Here is an 18660-nt window from a genome sequence, read left to right as displayed (position 1 = left end):
ACCCGTTTGACCATCCGCTCATCTGCCCGTACAATAAGCCCATGCGCGACTGGTCATTAACTCTCGGCGACCCACTCCACCTCACCCTCGCGGCAGATGCCCGTCTTTGCAAGCCAGATTACGTCAATGACCACATCTGGGAAGTGGAATTTGGTGCAGCAGATGCAGAACGCGCAGCCGTTGCGCTATACACAACCTTTGGTTTACGCGCGCGCTCCATGCGGATATATTTGCGCTTTACCGAAGGCAGCAGCACAGTTACAGACCCTAACACCTTCATCACCAAACCGTCTCTCAAACGCTTCTACCCAAACTTCCTAACGCTCGATTTTGTTCCCCTTGAAAACCTTTCTGTCACCACAGATTTCTGGGTTCCTGAATCACATGCCGTAGCCGGGCGGGTTACACTCACAAATAAAAGCAATGCGATCCGCCAGATCAAGCTCGAAGTCTGCGCCGCCCTCGCCCCACTGGATGGGCAATCCATCATCCCCACTCAACAACAACTTGTGAATATCCTTGCAGGACAAACCAGCGGAATCGCCCCCGTGCTCTTTATGACTGGCGGCCCAAAGCACGGCCCCGGTCCTCATCCCTCGCTCATGCTGGACCTTGAACTTGGTCCCGGTGCCACACGGACCTTATCCTTCGCTGAAGCCGCACTCGACACCATCCCCGAAGCATTTGAACTTGCACGTAAAACTGCCGCCCGCCCATGGCAAGCCGAACTTGCCCGCATCGAAATGCTGGATGCCTCACAAATATTAGATATCCGCACCGGCGACCCTGATTGGGATGCCGCACTCGCCTTCAGCCAGAAAGCCGCGCACTCATTATTCTTCAGTGGCAGCGAACATTTGCCAAATCCATCTTTCGTGAACTCTCGCTACATCGATCATGGTTTTTCACGCAAAGGTGACGGCACAGATTATCCGCCCGCATGGAACGGTCAATTTCCATTGGAAGCATATTACATTTCCAGCATTCTGCATGGCGTGCCGCAGGTGGCAAAGAATCTTCTGCTCAACTTCCTCTCCACGCAGGATGAAGATGGCGAAGTGGATGGCAAGCCCGGGCTGGCAGGTCAGCGTGGGAAATTTCTGGCCGCTCCCCTGCTCGCCAGCCTTGCATGGAAATATTATCAAGCCACGCAAGATGAAGTTTTCTTAGTTGATGTATTTCCAAAATTAATTAAATTCTTCTGGTCATGGTTCTCCGGCGCACATGACCGCAACCGCGATGGCACGCCGGAATGGGATAACATCCTGCAAACAGGCTTTGACGATAACCCCATCTTTGATGTTTGGAATCCCTGGTCGCAGGGCTTGGATATTTCGCTCGTGCACAGCCCTGCGCTTGAAGCCATGTTATATCGTGAAGCGCAAACCCTGGCGAAGATCGCCCAAAAACTTGGCAAGCCCGATGAAGAAACTGAACTCATCCAGGCACAGGCTGAGAAAATAAAAACATCCATCGAAGCAAGCTGGAATCCACGCACCAGCTTTTATTCCTATCGAGATCGCGAAACAGGGCTGGTTTCAACAGGCAAGATCATCGCAAAGAAAAAAGGCAACGGCAACATGCGCCCGAAATTCGAGTCTGAGAGTGGTGTCCGTTTGTTGATCGAGATCCAGACCAAAGATCCAGGCGCGAAGCGACCGGAAGTGGAGATCAGCGAATATTTCACCAAAACCAAGGGCGAAGTGGAGACGATCCTGGGGCATCAATTCCAATGGCGCACAGGCGGGCTGGTGGCAACGAGTCAAAAGATATTTAACCGCATCGGGCGTGTCTCCGTCATGGGCCTGGATGGAACAGATAAGATCAATGTGCGCATCGTGGATACAACCGGTGAAGACATTACGCTGGCATTGCCGCTCTGGGCTGGGATTCTTGAAAAGCAAAAAGCCTATGCGATGGTGGGGCGCAATGTGATGACCGCCGAACGATTTGACCGGCCCTTTGGAATGCCTTCGCTTCCGCTCTCACCAGGCCCTGAAGCTGAATCGGTTTCAATGAGCGTAAGCCTGCCCTGGAACATGCTGGTGTGCGAGGGCCTGCTTGCATATGGATTCCGCGCCGAAGCCACACGCCTGACTGCGCATTTAATGAATGCGGTCATTAAAAATTTAAAACAGAACCGCGCCTTTTATCAACGCTATCACGCTGAAAAAGGTGCAGGCATTGGCGAAAGAAATTCGCTGCATGGCTTTGCCCCTGTTGGTTTATTTATGCAGGCGCTTGGCGTTATGATTCTTTCCTCCACAAGAGTGAAACTGGAAGGCAAGAATTTATTCCCCTGGCCTGTCACAATCAAATACAAAGGTCTCACCATTGTGCGCGGCATGGAGCAAACGACCATCACATTTATGAAAGGTGAAAGCGCCATCGTTAAAGAAGAAACGCCTTGTATCGTTGAGATGTAAGTGGTATAAATTTTTCGAGATTCTTACGAATGCAATTCCAAAGTTCATCGTCATATTGGAGAAATAATTTTAGAATAATACGATGACAAACCTTTTATCACATCTTGATTACTTGTACGGGGCGGACAAAGCGCCGCAATTGCACGAGCGTGCCCAGAAGATCCTGGCGGGATATCGCGGGCGAATACACAAGCGAGAAGAAGGTCTAACAGAGCGGGATTCGATCCTGATCACATACGGCGACCAGGTGCAATCGCCAGGTGAAAAACCGCTACAAACTCTCAGTTCATTTTGCAGACAATATCTAAGAAGTGTAGTGAATGGAATTCACATCCTGCCCTTCTACCCGTGGACCTCGGATGACGGTTTCTCGGTGGTGGATTATCGCAAGGTGGATCCAAATTTAGGGGGTTGGGATGATATTACATCCATGGAGAGTGATTTCCGCTTGATGTTCGACGGCGTGATCAATCACATCTCATCGCAAAGCGAATGGTTCAAGGCATTCTTGCACGATGACCCGCAGTATCGCCATTATTTCATCGTTGTGGAAGATTCGCCTGATCTATCACAGGTGGTTCGTCCGCGTGCGTTGGCCTTGCTGACAGAATGTCACACCCCCTCGGGCGCAAAGCGGGTATGGACGACATTCAGCGACGACCAGATCGATCTGAATTATCAAAACCCTGATGTCCTGCTTGAAATTCTCGATATACTATTAATGTATGTGGAGCGCGGCGCAACCTTTATCCGCCTCGATGCAATTGCGTACATGTGGAAGGAGATCGGCACGACCTGTATTCACCTGCCGCAAACGCATCACGTGATCCAGTTCCTGCGTGGCGCGCTGAATGAAGTTGCCCCGCACGTCCAATTGATCACGGAAACGAATGTGCCTCACTTGGATAATATCTCCTATTTTGGCGACGGAACGAACGAGGCCCAACTGGTTTACAACTTTGCCCTGCCGCCGTTAACCCTTCACACATTCCATACGGGTGATGCTCGCACCCTATCCAATTGGGCCAGCACATTAACCCTGCCGTCCAATAAAACGACCTTTTTCAATTTCCTTGCTTCGCATGACGGCATTGGCTTGAATCCCGCGCGAGGAATCCTGTCTGACGAGGAAATTGATTCTTTGGTGGACAAGGCGCTTGAACACGGCGGCCTGATCTCCTATAAACACAACCCGGATGGTTCGCAAGGTCCGTATGAGATGAACATCAACTATTTCAATGCGCTGTCAAACCCAAACGGGGCCGAACTTTTGGAATTGCAGATCGATCGCTTCATTGCCGCGCAGGCCATCATGCTTTCGCTGGTCGGCGTGCCTGGCATCTACTTCCACAGCCTGTTTGGTTCACGCGGCTGGCTCGAAGGCGTAAAACAAACAGGACGTAATCGCACCATCAACCGCGAGAAATGTGAGCTTGAAACTTTGCAAGGTGAGCTCGCAGATGAGAGTTCGTTGCGCGCGCAGGTCTTTGCCCGTTATCGCCAGCTGCTCCTGGCGCGCAGCGGTTCACCTGCCTTTGATCCGCACGGCATGCAAAATTTACTGGACGTTCATCCAGCCATCTTTGCTGTGGAGCGCATCTCACCCGATTCAAGATCACGCGCATTATGTTTCCATAACGTCAGCGCGCAGGAAATCACTTTTACAACATCTTACGCGACCGCAGAAGATCTTTTCACAGGCCAATCAGTACCACTCTCAAAAATCACACTCGAACCCTATCAGGTAGTCTGGGTAAAGTTGTAAAAAAGCATTACGGCTCATGCAGGGGCTAAACCCCTGCATGAGCCGTAATGAAGAAACTTACAGGTTAAAAATTATGACGAATCCTTCACATCACATCGGTTTCATTTCAACCCGTTTTGCGGGAACAGACGGCGTTTCGCTAGAAACGCAGAAGTGGGCGACTGTGCTGGAGCGGCTCGGGCACCAATGTTTTTATTTCGCTGGGAGATGCGATCGAGGAGCAGACATATCCCAGATTGTGCCTGAGGCGTTCTATCGTCACCCCGAGATCGACGCACTGAATCAACAAGCGTATTCGGGCAGTTGGACGGTCACCAAAGAGGCGCGCAAGGCGCATCCAGAGATCGCGTCGCTGCATAAGGACTTTTTCTCCATGTATATCCGCCCGCCTGAGATGACACACCGTGTCAATGAGTTGAAGGAGTATTTGAAGGCAGAATTATATGAATTCGCGCATCGCTTTGACCTTGAAATACTGGTGATCGAAAATGCAGTGACGATCCCGCTTAATCTACCGCTTGGTCTGGCGTTGACAGAGTTTATCGCCGAGACGGGTTTCCCCACCATCGCTCACCATCATGATTTTCATTGGGAGCGCCAGCGTTTTCAGGTCAACTGCGTGGGAGATTATCTTGCTGCGGCATTTCCCCCCACCCTGCCTTCCATTCGGCATGTAGTCATCAATTCGATACAAGCCCAGCAGATCGCCTCCCGTTATGGCGTGACTTCGCGCGTGATCCCCAACGTGATGGATTTCGACTCGCCACCGCCAGTTCCTGATGACTACACCCAAAGCGTGCGGGAGGACTTTGGCATCGAGCCGGGCGAATACTTTTTCCTGCAGCCCACACGCGTCATCCAACGCAAGGGGATAGAACACGCCGTGGAACTCGTGCGCCGCCTTGAGCTTCCTGCGAAACTTGTGATATCACATGCCTCAGGTGACGAAGGCACTGACTATGAACAACGTGTGCAGGAATATGCCCATTTACTGAATGTAACCGTCCGCTTTGAGGCCGACCAGGTGCAGGACGTACGCGGACTGACAGCTGATGGCAAAAAGATCTATACACTGGGCGATGTGTATCCACACGCAGACCTCGTCACGTATCCATCCAGCATTGAAGGATTTGGCAACGCCTTTTTGGAAGCCGTGTATTATCGACGTCCAATCCTGGTTAACAACTATTCCATTTATGAAGTGGACATCAAGCCAAAGGGGTTTCGCGCCATCTGGTTCGATGGCTTCATCAGCAAGGAGACGCTGGGAGTGGTGCGTTACGTTCTGCAGAATCCCACAAAGGCAGAGGAATGGGCTGAGGAAAACTATCAACTCGCAAAACGACACTTCTCCTTTACCGTTCTGGAACACAGCCTGCAATCCGTTCTCGCAGATTGCCTGGGTCAGCAGATATGACCTTCCTTCGGGAGCGTCACCCTGAGCCGCTTTTCGACGAAGGGCCTCTGCGCAAGAAATGCGAGACTCTTTCCCTTCGGGCACGATGTCGCTACCCTCAGAGCGACACGCAGTTGGGATATACCATATGAACATCGCCATTCTTCACTACTCCGTGCCACCCATCGTCGGCGGTGTGGAAAGTGTGATCGCCCATCATGCGCGGCTGATGTCTGCGGATGGTCATAACGTACGCTTGATTGCAGCGCGCGGCGAATCATTGAGTGAGCAGATTCCGTTGACCAGCATCCCGTTTGCGGATTCGCGTCATGAGCGCGTGACAAAAATGAAAGAGCAATTGGATCGCGGCGAAGTAACAAAGGATTTCGAGTCGCTGCGTGATGAACTCGTAAATCAATTACAAACCGCGCTATCTGGCACGGATCTTTTGATCGCGCATAACGTCTGCTCGTTGAATAAGAATCTCGCACTCACTGCTGCTCTCTATCAATTGCACACATCCAAAAAACTTCCCCATTTGATTCTCTGGCATCACGACCTGGCATGGAAAACACCGCGTTATCAACACGAACTACACAATGGCTACCCCTGGGACTTGTTACGCACCGATTGGGGCGGGGTCACACACGTGGTTGTCTCTGAACTGCGCCGCGCAGAATTGGCAGGTTTGATGAAAATCGAATCTGATTCCATTCATGTAATCCCAAATGGCGTGGATGCGGCACGCTTTTATAAACTTGAACAGCAGACACAAACTGTGCTTGAACAAACGCATTTACTGGATGCCGCACCCATTCTGCTATTGCCTGTGCGCGTGACGCCCCGCAAGAATATTGAGCTTGCCTTGCATACCCTGAATGAATTGAAAAAGAATTTTCCAAAGGCTGCGTTGGTGGTGACTGGCCCACTAGGCCCGCATAATGCCAACAATCGCAAATACTTTGAGCAGCTTTCCAATTTACGCGCGCAATTGGGCTTGCAGGGTTCAGTGCATTTTCTGGCAGAACTGATAGATTCCTTTTTGCCCGATGAAGTCATCGCAGATTTTTATCGGGTTTCGGATGCGTTGTTCTTCCCCAGCCGCGAAGAGGGATTTGGAATACCATTGATCGAAGCCGCATTCAGTCATTTACCAGCCTTTTGCGCGGATATTCCTCCCCTGCGCGAGTTGGGACTGGACGATGCAACTTTTTTTTCGCCTGATGAAAGACCAGAGCACATTGCAGGTTTGATCGTGAATTATTTTCAGGTAGACCCGTCAGCACGCCTTGCCATACGCATCCGTTCCACCTTCCGTTGGGATGCGATCTATAAACAATATATAGCACCGATGTTGGTGTAGGTATTGCTCATTCGGGGGTTAAGTCCCCGAATGAGCAAGATAGTGAGAGGATAACATTCATGCGAACACATTCCGAATTTGTCCCTATTCATAAGATCCTCATTCCTTTTGTACATGATGGGCCGGGCGCTCATACGCTTGAAATTGCGCGTCACTTTGATGCAGAGATCGTGCTGGTGGGAATCGTAGTTGTACCTGCCGAGCAATCACTTAGCACAGCCGCCCCTGCCGCGCGTGCTTTGCGAAAGCAATTGCGACATCACGGAAAAGACGAACGGATCACGAGCAAATCCCAGATCATCGTCTCATACCAGCCGTGGATGGAATTGGTGAAATTATTGCAAGCCGAAGAACCCGATCTGCTTTGCCTTGAATGGGATGCACACTTTCAAGCTCTGGGTGTGACAGTCAACGATGTGTTGACACGACCGCCATGCAACGTCGCTTTGGTGCGCGGAAAACTCTCCAGTAAACCGAAGCAGATCCTCGTCCCGGTAAGGGGCGGGCCTCATGCTGAATTGGCGCTACGCGTCGGCCTGGGCTTACATCCAAAAGGCGTGACGGCCCTGCATCTTCGCGCCAGCGATGATCCTGAGGCAGGCAGCGATGCGCCGTTCAGGGGGCTCGATCGCGTGCTGAAACAAATGCCCGAGGTACAGAAACAGTTTGCAGTTACAGATGATGCGGCGCAGTTGATCCTTGATACTGCAAAGCAGTCGGATGTGATCATTGTGGGAACTACATCCCAGCCCGCAGCAAGTACCGTTTCGCTCGGCCCTTTTGCAGACCGTATTTTGCGTGAAGCGCCTGGCGTGGTGATCGCCGTGAAAAGCGGACGACCACTGCCGCAGGTAAATTATGATGAAAGCGCGGGCGTGCAGGCCATCTCGTTACTGGTAGATAAATGGTTTGCCGAGAATACATATCATGCCGATGAATTTTCACACTTGAATGAGCTGATGGAGTTGAAGCGGCAGCAAGGTGTGACGATCAGCCTGGCATTGCCTGCCCTCAACGAACAGGAAACAGTCGGGAAAGTCATCAACATGATGAAGAAGGAACTGATCGAAAAAGTGCCGCTGCTGGATGAGATCATTTTGATGGATTCAAATTCGACAGACCAAACGCGCGAGATCGCAGAAAAGGCGGATGTGCCTGTTTATATTCACCAGCATTTGCTGGAAAGATTAAAACCACGGGAGGGCAAAGGTGATGGTCTGTGGAAGAGTCTGCTGGTGACGCGCGGCGACATTATTGTGTGGATCGATACCGACATCGTCAACATTCATCCGCGCTTCGTGTATGGGATCATCGGGCCGCTATTGTCCAATCAGCAAGTGCAATTAGTAAAAGGCTTCTATCGGCGGCCTTTGAGAGTAGGGCGAAAAATTCAGGCAGGTGGCGGCGGACGCGTGACCGAGTTAACTGCGCGGCCATTATTGAATCTCTTCTACCCCGAACTTTCCGGTGTGGTTCAGCCGCTTTCCGGTGAATATGGAGGCCGGCGCGCAGCCTTGGAACAAATCCCCTTCTTCTCCGGCTATGGTGTTGAAACTGGAATGCTGATCGATATTTATGAAAAGTTCGGCCTGCACGCCATCGCTCAAGTGGATTTGCTTGAACGCATCCATCACAACCAGCATCTGGAGGCGTTGAGCAAAATGTCTTTTGCCATTATCCAAACCGTATTTCGCAAATTGGAAAGCCGCTTCGGGCGCGCAGTTTTGGAGGATGTGAACAGGTCGATGAAATTGATCCGCCATGGAAATAAAGGTTATTTTCTGGAAGTGGAAGAGATCGCCGAACGTGAACGTCCGCCCATGATCGAAGTTCAGGAATATTTGAAACGAAACCAATGACGACGGATCTGTGGCTGGTTCGTCACGGACAAACCGATTGGAATTTGACAGGCCGATGGCAGGGACAGGCTCCACACGCGCCAGCATTAAATAATATGGGACGCGCCCAGGCACTTGCTGCTTATGACCAATTGAAGGATGTGCGCTTTTCCGCGATCTATTCCAGCGACCTGCTTCGTTCACGCCAGACTGCGGAGCTGGTCGCTGAACCTATGGGGCTGAGGGTTACGCTGGAGCCGCGCCTGCGGGAAATGAATCTTGGCGAGTGGGAGGGGATGCTCTCCGTCGAAATTCAGGAAAGATATCCGCAGGAATTGGCAGAACGCACACGAGACCCTCTTCATACGCGAGCGCCGCAAGGCGAATCTCCCTTGGAAGTTGCAGAACGTGTCATCGCAGCCGTGGATGACATCGCAGGAAAACATGCCGACCAATCCGTGTTGATCGTTGCACATGGCGTTCCCCTGGCAATCATCATTTGCCACTCACAAGGAATTCCATTGGATGAAGTGTATGACCACATCCCTGAAAACGCAAAGCCTTATCATGTGGGATGAAAATTAAAATAATTCTTTGGGTTATACTTTCAAAATTCAATTACCGTTCGGAGGCTGTATGAACGTATCATCCTGCATGAAACATAATGTGGTTTCAATCCATTTGGCGTCATCCATACGCGAGGCGGCAGCAGTATTTGTGAAGAAACACGTGGGCCTTTTACCGGTTGTAGATAAGGACAACAAGCCCGTTGGTGTAGTCGGCTTGCGTGACCTGCTCTCCCTGGAACTGCCGGACTTTGTCAACTTCATCGCGGATGTGGATTTTGTCCATGACTTTGGCGCCGTGGAGACCACCCGCCCGCCTGCGAAGACATTGGATAAATCCATAAAATCATTGATGAAGGAAGCCATCACCGTGGAAGCGGATTCTGGGTTATTACGTGCGTATGCTTTAATGCTGCAACACAACCTGCACGATATTCTGGTTGTTTCAAAAGAGGGAAAACTGGCAGGCGTTGCCTCACGTGTGGATATCGGTATCGCCATTCTATCCGCCTGGGAAAAGGCGGATTGAACATGCTCATCCCTGCCATCTTATCAACCGTCATCTTTTTTGGAAGCCTGGGTCTCATATTTTCGGAGAAGTACAACCGCTCCATCACGGCCATTGCCGGGGCGGCGTTCATGGTACTCACGGGCAGGCTCCTGAATTTTTATTCAGAGGAAGCTGCGCTCGAAGCGATTGACTTCAACACCTTGGGCCTGCTATTGGGCATGATGATCCTTGTGGCAATGCTTGAGCCAACAGGATTTTTCGAATACTTGGCGGTACTCGCAGCGCGCGCGTCAAAGGGAAACCCCATGCGTTTGTTCGTCCTGCTTGGGAGCATCACCACCGTCCTGGCGATGTTCCTCCCGAACGTGACAACCATCGTATTGATCGCGCCAGTAACGATCCTGATCAGTGAAATCCTGGGTATCAATCCCATTCCCTATCTCATTGCGGAAGCATTGTTATCCAATACAGGCGGCGTGGCCACCTTGATCGGTGATCCGCCAAACGTGTTGATCGGCTCCGCGGCTGGCTTTTCCTTCAACGACTTTCTTGTATATTCGATGCCGATCGTAGTAGTGACATGGATAGGGACCATGTTCTTGCTGCGCTATCTTTTCAAGAAAGAATTATCCAAACGCCCGCGCAACGTCCGCGCTGTAATGAAACTTGACCCCGCAGAATCGTTCAACCACCCTTATACTGCGCGCCGTATTTTGATCGTGCTGGGTGTTGCCATCCTCTTTTTCTTTGTCCACCATTTGCTGCATATCAGCCCGTCGTTTATTGCGTTAGGCGCAGCGGCGATAGCATTGGCCTGGGTACAGCCCGATCTCGATGAGATGCTTAAGAAGATCGAATGGAGTGTGCTCATCTTCTTCGCTTCGCTTTTCATCATGGTCGGGGGGTTGGAGTCGGCTGGGGTATTGGAAGCAGTTGTCGGCTTATTGGGAAGCGCATCTAACATCTCACCTGTCTTATTTGGCGTGTGCCTGATCTGGATCGTCGCCGCCCTCTCCGCAGTCGTGGATAATATCCCGATCACAATCGCGCTTATTCCCGTCATTCAGGGACTCGGCGCAACAGGCATGGATGTGACGCCTTTGTGGTGGGCACTTGCCTTCGGTGCGGGGTTTGGCGGCAATGGAACCATTGTCGGTGCGACCACCAACATCATCGTGGCAAAGCTTTCAGAAAGGACACGCACGCCCATCACCTCAACTTTGTGGGTGAAACGCGGGCTGCCTGTGATGTTGGTGACTTGTACAATTGCCAGTATTTTGTATACTATTGTCTATAATTGGTTTTAGCGAATCATGACAGAGGTATCAATATGAAAGACTCAGCCGTTCACTTACTACTTGTCGCCGTGGTACAAGACCAGGATCTCGAAGCCGCAACCAAGGCATTGCAAAATATTGGCGCGGCGCTTACTTATCTTTCAAGCTCGGGCGGATTTTTAGGAAGGCGCAACGCCACCCTGCTGATCGGCTTGCCTGTTGAAAAAGAATCCGAGGCATTGGCCGCATTGCATGAAGCCTGCCGTCAGCGCATTGAATATATGACGCTTCCGCTTGAAGGTTCACCCATGCCCATGCCCGCGCCTGTGCCTGTTACCGTAGGCGGCGCAACTGTGTTTGCTTTGCCGGTAGAAAGGTTTGAACAGATCTAAAGCAAACCTGACAGGTCTCCGCGGACTCGGGTTTATTGTCGCTGCCATCCATCCCAAGGTCTGAGTCGTCAAGCACGCTCATAAGACCTGTCAGGTTTAAGTGTTGAGGAGAATTCACCATGAAAATGATCATTGTCATCATCAAAGATAACGACGCCGATATGCTCACACAGGCCCTCACTGCGGGCAGTTTCCGCGTCACACGTGTGGCATCCACTGGCGGCTTTTTACGGAGCGGGGTTGTGACCATGCTGCTCGGCGTGGAGGACGATCAGGTGGATGCGGTCTTGCAAACCATTCGCAATTCACTGCCCCCAAAAGCCGATCAAAAACGCGCCACCATTTTTGTTGTCCCTGTGCATCATTTCGAACAAGTTTAGTTTTTTCAATGGCATCAGCAAAGACGTGAATGAGCAGGAACTTTCCTGTTTTGGCAGCGTCTTTGTTTTGTTTAATTTGCCAAGGTCACTTACTTAATTCATGAGGTATTTATGTTTAAAAAATCGAATCATCTTCTTGCATTAATTGTTCTGTTGATTGCCGCCATCGCTTGTGCGATTCCACCTGCTGGGACGGCAGCCCCCGAAAGCCCCGCCAATGTAGAGACGATTGTGGCGGCTACATTTCAAGCGTTGACACAAGGGCCCGAACCTTCACCCGCGACTCTTCAACCCACTCCGGGCGCCGCCTCAGGCCTGCTCCCGCATTCGATGTATTTTCTCAACAATGACGCTGCAGGACTCGCACAAGTCTATCGGCTGGAGAAGGATGGAGTTACAGTCACACAACTCACATTTGAGCCTGCGGCTGTGAGCGATTACGATGTCTCCCCTGTAGATGGAAGCGTTGTGTATGTGTCCAATAACCAATTACTCAACGTCAACGCCGATGGAAGCAGCCGCAGTATGATCGTGGAAGGCGGTGTGGCCGATGAGAACAATCCCTTCATGACCAATATCACCAGCCCGGTCTGGTCACCGGATGGTCAAACGATTGCTTTCGGTCATAAAGGCTTGAATTTCTATTCGATTATAAGCGGACAGTCCAACCGTGTGCTGGAAGATCAAATAAATGATCTTGGCGGCGGGCTCTTTGTTCCGCAAGAGTTGTACTGGCCTGAAATGTATTCATCCGATGGCAGCAAACTTATCATCACGCTGGGATATTACGAAGGCGCATCCACTGCGATCTATTATGTAAACGGAGGTGCATTGGTGCGCTTGAATGGCGGCGAAGGTGCGATCATTTGCTGCGGTGATTACGATCTCAGCGAAGATGCATCCACGCTGTTTGCGGCCAGCCCAAGCTCAGGCATGTTCAGGGCCGGTCTTTGGCGGGTGGATACAACCACGGGTGATGTCACCACTTTGCTTTTAGGCGATTTTGACTCTAATCCTGCCGAAGTAGCTGATAACCCCTTCCTCGCCCCGAATGGGCAGCTATATTATTTCTATGCCAGTGTTCCCAACCCGGAAGAATTCATCAACCGCCCGCCCTTGCAACTCGTCCGCTCGGCTGCGGATGGTGTGACAGGCCGAACCGTTCTGCGCCCAGAGACATTCCAAAATATGAATGAAGCACTCTGGGCACCGGATGCCAGCTTTGTGATTGTTGCCAACCCAGCCCTTCCTGAAATCTATCAAGGCGGCGCGGCGCAACTGTATTACGCCGATGGGCAAAAAGCCATGCTCCCGCTCCTGCAGTTTGCAATGGATATGAAGTGGGGGCCGTAAAGAACAGCATTCATTATGCTGAAAAACTTGCGGGACGGATACAGTTCATCCGCTGGGCATTGACGAAGGATCGCGTAGTGGAATGCCCTGGCTTCCCCGGAGATTCCGAAGGCTTCAATGCCATTATCCCTGATGTCGAAAAATATACGCGCCGTGTGGAGATCAACGACGCGCTGGTGCAGGCTATTCGTTTAAAAGGTTTACTGAAAGCTGTGGTGGAAAAGATCCACGGGAACCCCTATGCCTTGCTTTGCGGAAGACCCAAGTGCGAACGATGTGAAGCAGTGCGGTATGGATAACACCACACAAAGGTGACTTGATTCCCCTGGATGATTGGGTTTCCGTTTTTTCGGGCGAGTTCAAGAAGGTTTGTGGTCATAATAGGCATTGTAATAGACCTCCGAGATATTCAAAATCTCGGAGGTCTATTAGAGAAACTAACTAATTTTAGTATAAATCATTCGGGTCTAATGCCGGACTCAACAATTTCTTCAATCGACGATTGTTTCCATACAATTCCTAAATGTGCTTCAAATTCATCTTGTCCTGGTAGACGTCCAGAATATATTCCTAGAAACTTGCGTGCCATTCCAATCCAATCATCTTCGCCAGGATTTACAGGGTCACCATGATATCCAACATATTGAGCAATAACTGGCGCTCCTGACATTCCTTCTCTTGTTGTACTGTCGATTAATAATTTGGGTAGGTTGCCAAGATTTGCATCTGGCTCTGACGCTATGCTGCCACGTTTCCATATTGGGAGCTTTCCCGCACCAGTAATACCTTTTGGATAGCCTAATATAAACACATCTTGAGCAATTTCTGTTTTGAATTCATCTTTCAAAAATTTATTAATTGGAAATACTCTGAATTCGGGCGGTATAACTAGCTTAATAGCTACAACATCAACATTGGGCCCGTAATCTTTATGTTCTTTCCATACTGGTCGATTTTGTTTGTCAAAGAGTGGAATGTCATAAGATCCCCACTTTCCTAAACCGTCAGAATGATGAAGCCAAACCTTGATGAAGTCAGGAGTTGCACCATTGGGATCTATAGATTGTTTGGTTTCAGGGTGAAGACCAGAAACAACATGCCAATTAGTGATCAGAAAAAATTCCCCGTTATTCTCCCAGACAAAACCTGTTGCAATCGCTAAGTTAATATCTCCAAAAGTGGGTTCTAAAAATAAAGAAGAAAGTGAAAGAATATTTGGTGTGATAACTTTTTGATTCATAAGACATGTCTCTGGAATCACTTATTGAAACGTAATCGGCTCCACGCGCCAGGCTTCTTCGCCCATCAGCTTCTTGAGCCGCTCCAGTAGTTCGGGGCCGATGCGGGTGGTGTCGTTGGGGAAGTCGATCAGGTGTCCCTTGCCATTCTCAAAGATCTGAAAACTGAACTTATCGCGGCCATGATGCGAGATGAGCGTGCCGTATAAAGTCTTGATGCGGCGCTTGTCGCGGTCATGGTCACCGGTTGAACGAAGCGTGACGGTGATCTGCTGCGGCGGGTGTTCCTTGTTTTTGTCCTCTTTTGCCAGTGGGACATACAAAGATGGAAGCATCGCTTCATGCCGTTCTTCGGCCTGCTCCAACTCTTCGACACTTGCCAACGCTGTGACCGCACGAGTCACCAAAGGCGGAGTTACTTCCTCATCTTTATTAAATTTTGGTTCAGGCTTTGCCGCAATTGCAACCTCGTCAAAGGACGGTTGCCATTCACTGTCCCAGCCATCAGGGAAGTTATCTGGCGGGGGCGGCATATCCCCCCCCTCGCTCCCCCCAAATTCCCCGGGAATTTGGGGGGATGACAGGGGGGTATAAGCGGGCGATTTTTCTGCAACTTGTGGTATGGGTTTAGGTGCAAGCGGCTTGGGTTGTTGGGTCGCCTTTTGAATAGGAACAGTTGTCGGCTTAGGTGTTGAGGCGGGTCGGCGGGGCGAGTCCACTTCGGTGCGCGGGAGCAAAGGCTTGGGAGTCGAATCTTGTTTGGCGTATGTATCATCCAAGGCCATGGTCACATTGATCTCGGTCCTGATCGTATCCACCAAAATCTTGGGCGGCGGATTGCTCTGATCCACCTTGCCTTCCACAATAATGATCTGCCCGATGCTCATGCCATCGCGGAATTTTTCCCATGTTTTTGGAAAGAGCACGAGTTCGATATTGCCTTGAATATCTTCCATGGTGACGAAGCCCATGGGCTTGCCAGTTTTGGTGGTGTACGGACGAACGGCTGTGATGAGCCCTGCCACGCGGACTTTTTCCTCGTGATTGGCTTCGGGTAATTGACCGGAGAAATAGCTGACGATCTGCGCGAGCTGTGTTTGGAATTCGTTGAGCGGATGGTCTGAAATATAAAGGCCAATGAGTTCACGTTCCCAATTGAGCATGTCGCGCTTCTCAACATCTTTTACTTCGGGCAGTTGGATCGCTTCCACAACGCCGGTGTTCGCACCGAAGAGACTCATCTGCCCTGCATCCGCGGCACGGAAGTGATTACTGCTGATGGCTACGATGCGATCCAATGAAGCCAGCATGGATGCACGGTTGCCGAATTGATCAAGCGCACCCACTTTGATGAGACATTCGAGCGAGCGTTTGCCAACGGTACGCAAATCCACGCGGCGGGCGAAATCGTTGAGGTCAGTGAATTTATTTTCCTTGCGAGCCTGAATGATAATGCTGACAGCACCTTCACTGACATTTTTAATTGCGCCTAATCCAAAACGAATGCTTGGTTTGCCATCTATATCTTCAATGCCAAAGTCCCATTCAGAGGCGTTGATATCAGGCGCAAGCACAGGCACACCCATGGCGCGCGCATCCGCAACGTAGAGCGCCACCTTTTCAGTTTGTCCCGCCGAAGCAGACATAAGCGCTGCCATATATTCAGCTGGATAATGCGCTTTGAGGTATGCAGTCTGTACGGCGATCACGCCATAATCGGCGGCATGGCTTTTATTAAATCCATACCTCGCGAACTCTTCCCAATCCATGTAAATTGCGTCGGCAATGGATTTATCCATGCCTTTTTCAACTGCGCCCTTCACGAACTTGGCGCGATGTTTTTCAATGTCTTCCTTCTTCTTCTTTGATATGGCTTTGCGCAGGTCATCGGATTCGGAAGGAGTGTAGCCTGCGAGTTCCACCGCGGCGCGCATCAGTTGTTCCTGATACACGGGGATGCCATACGTATCCTGGAAGATCGGCTGCATGGCGGGGTGTCGATACTCCACCTCTGATTCGCCGTGCATGCGCGAGATGTAATCGGGAATAAACTGCATTGGGCCCGGGCGGTACAACGCGACCATGGCGATGATGTTATCCAAAGACTTGGGCTTCATCTGCACGATCCAGCGCGTCATGCCTCCGCCTTCAATTTGGAACAGCCCTGCTGTTTGCCCGCTTCCCATTAATTCAAAAGATTTCATATCATTAAGCGGAATGTTACTCAGATCAAATTTGATGCCATGACGTTTTTCGATCAGGTCACAGGCGCGTGCCATCACGGTCAACGTGATCAGGCCGAGGAAATCCACTTTCAACATGCCCAGCGAATCGAGAATGCCCATCTCAAACTGGGTCACTGATTTGATGGGTGTATCTTCTGAATTTGAAGTTGGGCGATGCAGCGGGAGGTAATCCACAATCGGCTTATCGGAAATGACCACACCTGCCGCATGTGTGCCAGCGTTGCGCACGGTCCCTTCCATTTTTGCGGCGATGTCGATCACATCACGCAGGTGTTTTTGCTTGTCATAAATATCCTTGAATTCGGCCACTTCCATCGCATCTTTCATGGTTGTGGAGCGGCCTGAAACGAAAGGCACAAGCTTGGCAACCCGGTCCACTTCGGGCAATGGAATTTCCATCACGCGCGCCACATCACGGATGGCGGCTTTGGTTCCCATCGTGCCGAAGGTGATAATCTGCGCCACCTTGTCATTGCCGTATTTTTGCGCGCAATATTCCAGCATTTCAGAGCGGCGATCATCACGGAAATCAAGGTCAATATCGGGCATCGAGATACGGCCAGGGTTCAAGAAGCGTTCGAAGATGAGCGCATGTTCGAGCGGGTCCACCATCGTGATCTCAAGCGTATAAGCGATGATCGAGCCAGCCGCGGAGCCGCGCGCGTTGTACCAAATTCCATTTTCACGGGCGAAGCGACACAGATCCCATACGATCAGGAAGTAGGCATCGAATCCCATTTCGTGGACGACGCTTAATTCGTAATCGAGTCTTTCTTTAATCTGTTGGCTGGTTGCGTCATCCTTGTATCTTTTCCTCGCCCCGGCCTCGCACAAAAAGCGGAGATAGGTTTCACCGGTATATCCATCCGGAACGGTGAACTCAGGCAGATGATAACTTTTGAAGCCAAGGTCTACATTACAACGCTCGGCAATTAGCAAAGTATTTGAAAGCGATGAAGGCACCTCAGCGAAGAGGCGATTCATTTCGGATGGCGAACGCAGGAAGTATGAATCATCCGACATGCGCATTCGGTCCGGGTCATTGACTGTAGAGTTGGTCTGGATCGCGAGCAGAATATCCTGCAGACGCGAATCCTCCTGGTTTACATAATGCACGTCATTGGTGGCGATGTAATTCGCCTCGTAACGTGCGCCCATTTCAAGCAATTTTTTATTTAAGTCTGTGATCTCTTTGATGTTATGCTGCTGCAGCTCAACGAAGAAATTGTCTTTGCCGAAGACATCGTAATACCAGTTCATACGGCGCACGGCTTCTTCGGGTTTGTCTTGTAATAACGAGCGTGGAATCTCAGCAGACATGCAGCCTGAAGTGCAGATCAATCCCTCGGAATGTGCGGCCAGGAAGTCATGGTCAATGCGCGGATAATAATAGAAGCCCTCCAACTGTGCAGCGGAGGCGATCTTCAGCAGATTCTTGTAGCCAGTTTCATTTTCAGCAAGCAGAAGCAGGTGAAAGGAGGAACGATCGAGTTTTGAATCCTTATCCTTCATGCCACGGGCGGCCATGTAGGCTTCGAGTCCAATGATCGGCTTGACCCCTTCCGCTTTGGCGGCCTTGTAAAAATCGATCACCCCGAACATTGTGCCGTGGTCTGTGATAGCCACAGCGGGCATGTCCATTTCCTTGACGCGCCGAACCAGCTTCTTGATATTCGAGAAGCCGTCGAGCAGTGAATATTCAGTGTGGACGTGTAAGTGGGCGAAACTCATAGTTAGGTAGTCTGGCAGTTGTTTAGTTTGATAGGTGGAGGTAGCGGTTCAACTACGTAACCACAAAACTATGCAACTATCGAACTAAATGCGATTATAGCACGCATGTTCAACTATGAAGTTAACGGTTGGCTTAAAATTTTATGGCTACGTTGTGACATGGGTGCAATAAATGGAT

14 protein-coding genes are annotated in these 18660 nt (G+C 50.6%); 12 read left to right on the top strand and 2 right to left on the bottom strand.

Annotated elements, in window-relative coordinates:
• Positions 1 to 41 precede the first annotated feature (41 nt).
• The 12 genes from AC14M5_RS12490 (at position 42) to AC14M5_RS12435 (ending at position 13566) form a co-directional block, all read left to right on the top strand.
• Positions 42 to 2426 (top strand): MGH1-like glycoside hydrolase domain-containing protein, encoded by a 2385-nt coding sequence (locus AC14M5_RS12490; protein WP_484029999.1) that lies wholly within the window; start codon positions 42 to 44, stop codon positions 2424 to 2426.
• 82 nt (positions 2427 to 2508) lie between these two features.
• Positions 2509 to 4191 (top strand): alpha-amylase family glycosyl hydrolase, encoded by a 1683-nt coding sequence (locus AC14M5_RS12485; RefSeq protein WP_484029998.1) that lies wholly within the window; start codon positions 2509 to 2511, stop codon positions 4189 to 4191.
• Between the two features lie 73 nt (positions 4192 to 4264).
• A complete protein-coding gene (locus AC14M5_RS12480) occupies positions 4265 to 5608 on the top strand; it encodes a glycosyltransferase (RefSeq protein WP_484029997.1) in 1344 nt (447 codons plus the stop codon).
• 127 nt (positions 5609 to 5735) lie between these two features.
• A complete protein-coding gene (locus AC14M5_RS12475; protein WP_484029996.1) occupies positions 5736 to 6950 on the top strand; it encodes a glycosyltransferase in 1215 nt (404 codons plus the stop codon).
• 59 nt (positions 6951 to 7009) lie between these two features.
• Positions 7010 to 8809 carry a glucosyl-3-phosphoglycerate synthase gene (locus AC14M5_RS12470; protein WP_484029995.1) on the top strand — a complete coding sequence of 600 codons (1800 nt, stop codon included), beginning with the start codon at positions 7010 to 7012 and terminating at the stop codon, positions 8807 to 8809.
• Complete coding sequence (locus AC14M5_RS12465; protein WP_484029994.1) at positions 8806 to 9366, top strand: histidine phosphatase family protein; 561 nt, start codon at positions 8806 to 8808, stop codon at positions 9364 to 9366. The genes AC14M5_RS12470 and AC14M5_RS12465 overlap by 4 nt, the downstream gene beginning before the upstream one ends.
• Before the next feature lie 58 nt (positions 9367 to 9424).
• The gene (locus tag AC14M5_RS12460; RefSeq protein WP_484029993.1) at positions 9425 to 9883 is read left to right on the top strand and encodes a CBS domain-containing protein; all 459 of its coding nucleotides are present in this window, start codon (positions 9425 to 9427) and stop codon (positions 9881 to 9883) included.
• A 2-nt stretch (positions 9884 to 9885) separates the two neighbouring features.
• Complete coding sequence (locus AC14M5_RS12455; RefSeq protein WP_484030028.1) at positions 9886 to 11172, top strand: ArsB/NhaD family transporter; 1287 nt, start codon at positions 9886 to 9888, stop codon at positions 11170 to 11172.
• A gap of 23 nt (positions 11173 to 11195) precedes the next feature.
• The gene (locus tag AC14M5_RS12450) at positions 11196 to 11534 is read left to right on the top strand and encodes a cyclic-di-AMP receptor (protein ID WP_484029992.1); all 339 of its coding nucleotides are present in this window, start codon (positions 11196 to 11198) and stop codon (positions 11532 to 11534) included.
• A 119-nt stretch (positions 11535 to 11653) separates the two neighbouring features.
• Positions 11654 to 11914, top strand: a complete 261-nt coding sequence (locus AC14M5_RS12445) for a cyclic-di-AMP receptor (RefSeq protein WP_484029991.1) — start codon at positions 11654 to 11656, stop codon at positions 11912 to 11914.
• Positions 11915 to 12025: 111 nt separating this feature from the next.
• Positions 12026 to 13267, top strand: coding sequence for a TolB family protein (locus AC14M5_RS12440; RefSeq protein WP_484029990.1), 1242 nt, complete (start codon positions 12026 to 12028; stop codon positions 13265 to 13267).
• Positions 13255 to 13566, top strand: coding sequence for a hypothetical protein (locus AC14M5_RS12435; protein WP_484029989.1), 312 nt, complete (start codon positions 13255 to 13257; stop codon positions 13564 to 13566). The genes AC14M5_RS12440 and AC14M5_RS12435 overlap by 13 nt, the downstream gene beginning before the upstream one ends.
• 158 nt (positions 13567 to 13724) lie before the next feature.
• Here AC14M5_RS12435 and AC14M5_RS12430 read toward each other — a convergent pair whose 3' ends face one another.
• Positions 13725 to 14507, bottom strand: a complete 783-nt coding sequence (locus tag AC14M5_RS12430; protein ID WP_484029988.1) for a S1 family peptidase — start codon at positions 14505 to 14507, stop codon at positions 13725 to 13727.
• Positions 14508 to 14528: 21 nt separating this feature from the next.
• On the bottom strand, positions 14529 to 18482 hold the full coding sequence (locus AC14M5_RS12425; RefSeq protein ID WP_484029987.1) for a DNA polymerase III subunit alpha: 3954 nt from the start codon (positions 18480 to 18482) through the stop codon (positions 14529 to 14531).
• Positions 18483 to 18660 lie beyond the last annotated feature (178 nt).

It is taken from the genome of Candidatus Villigracilis sp. (genome assembly GCF_057083605.1).
The sequence above is the reverse complement of the archived record's forward strand: the minus strand, read 5'-3'. Positions and strand labels throughout refer to the sequence as shown.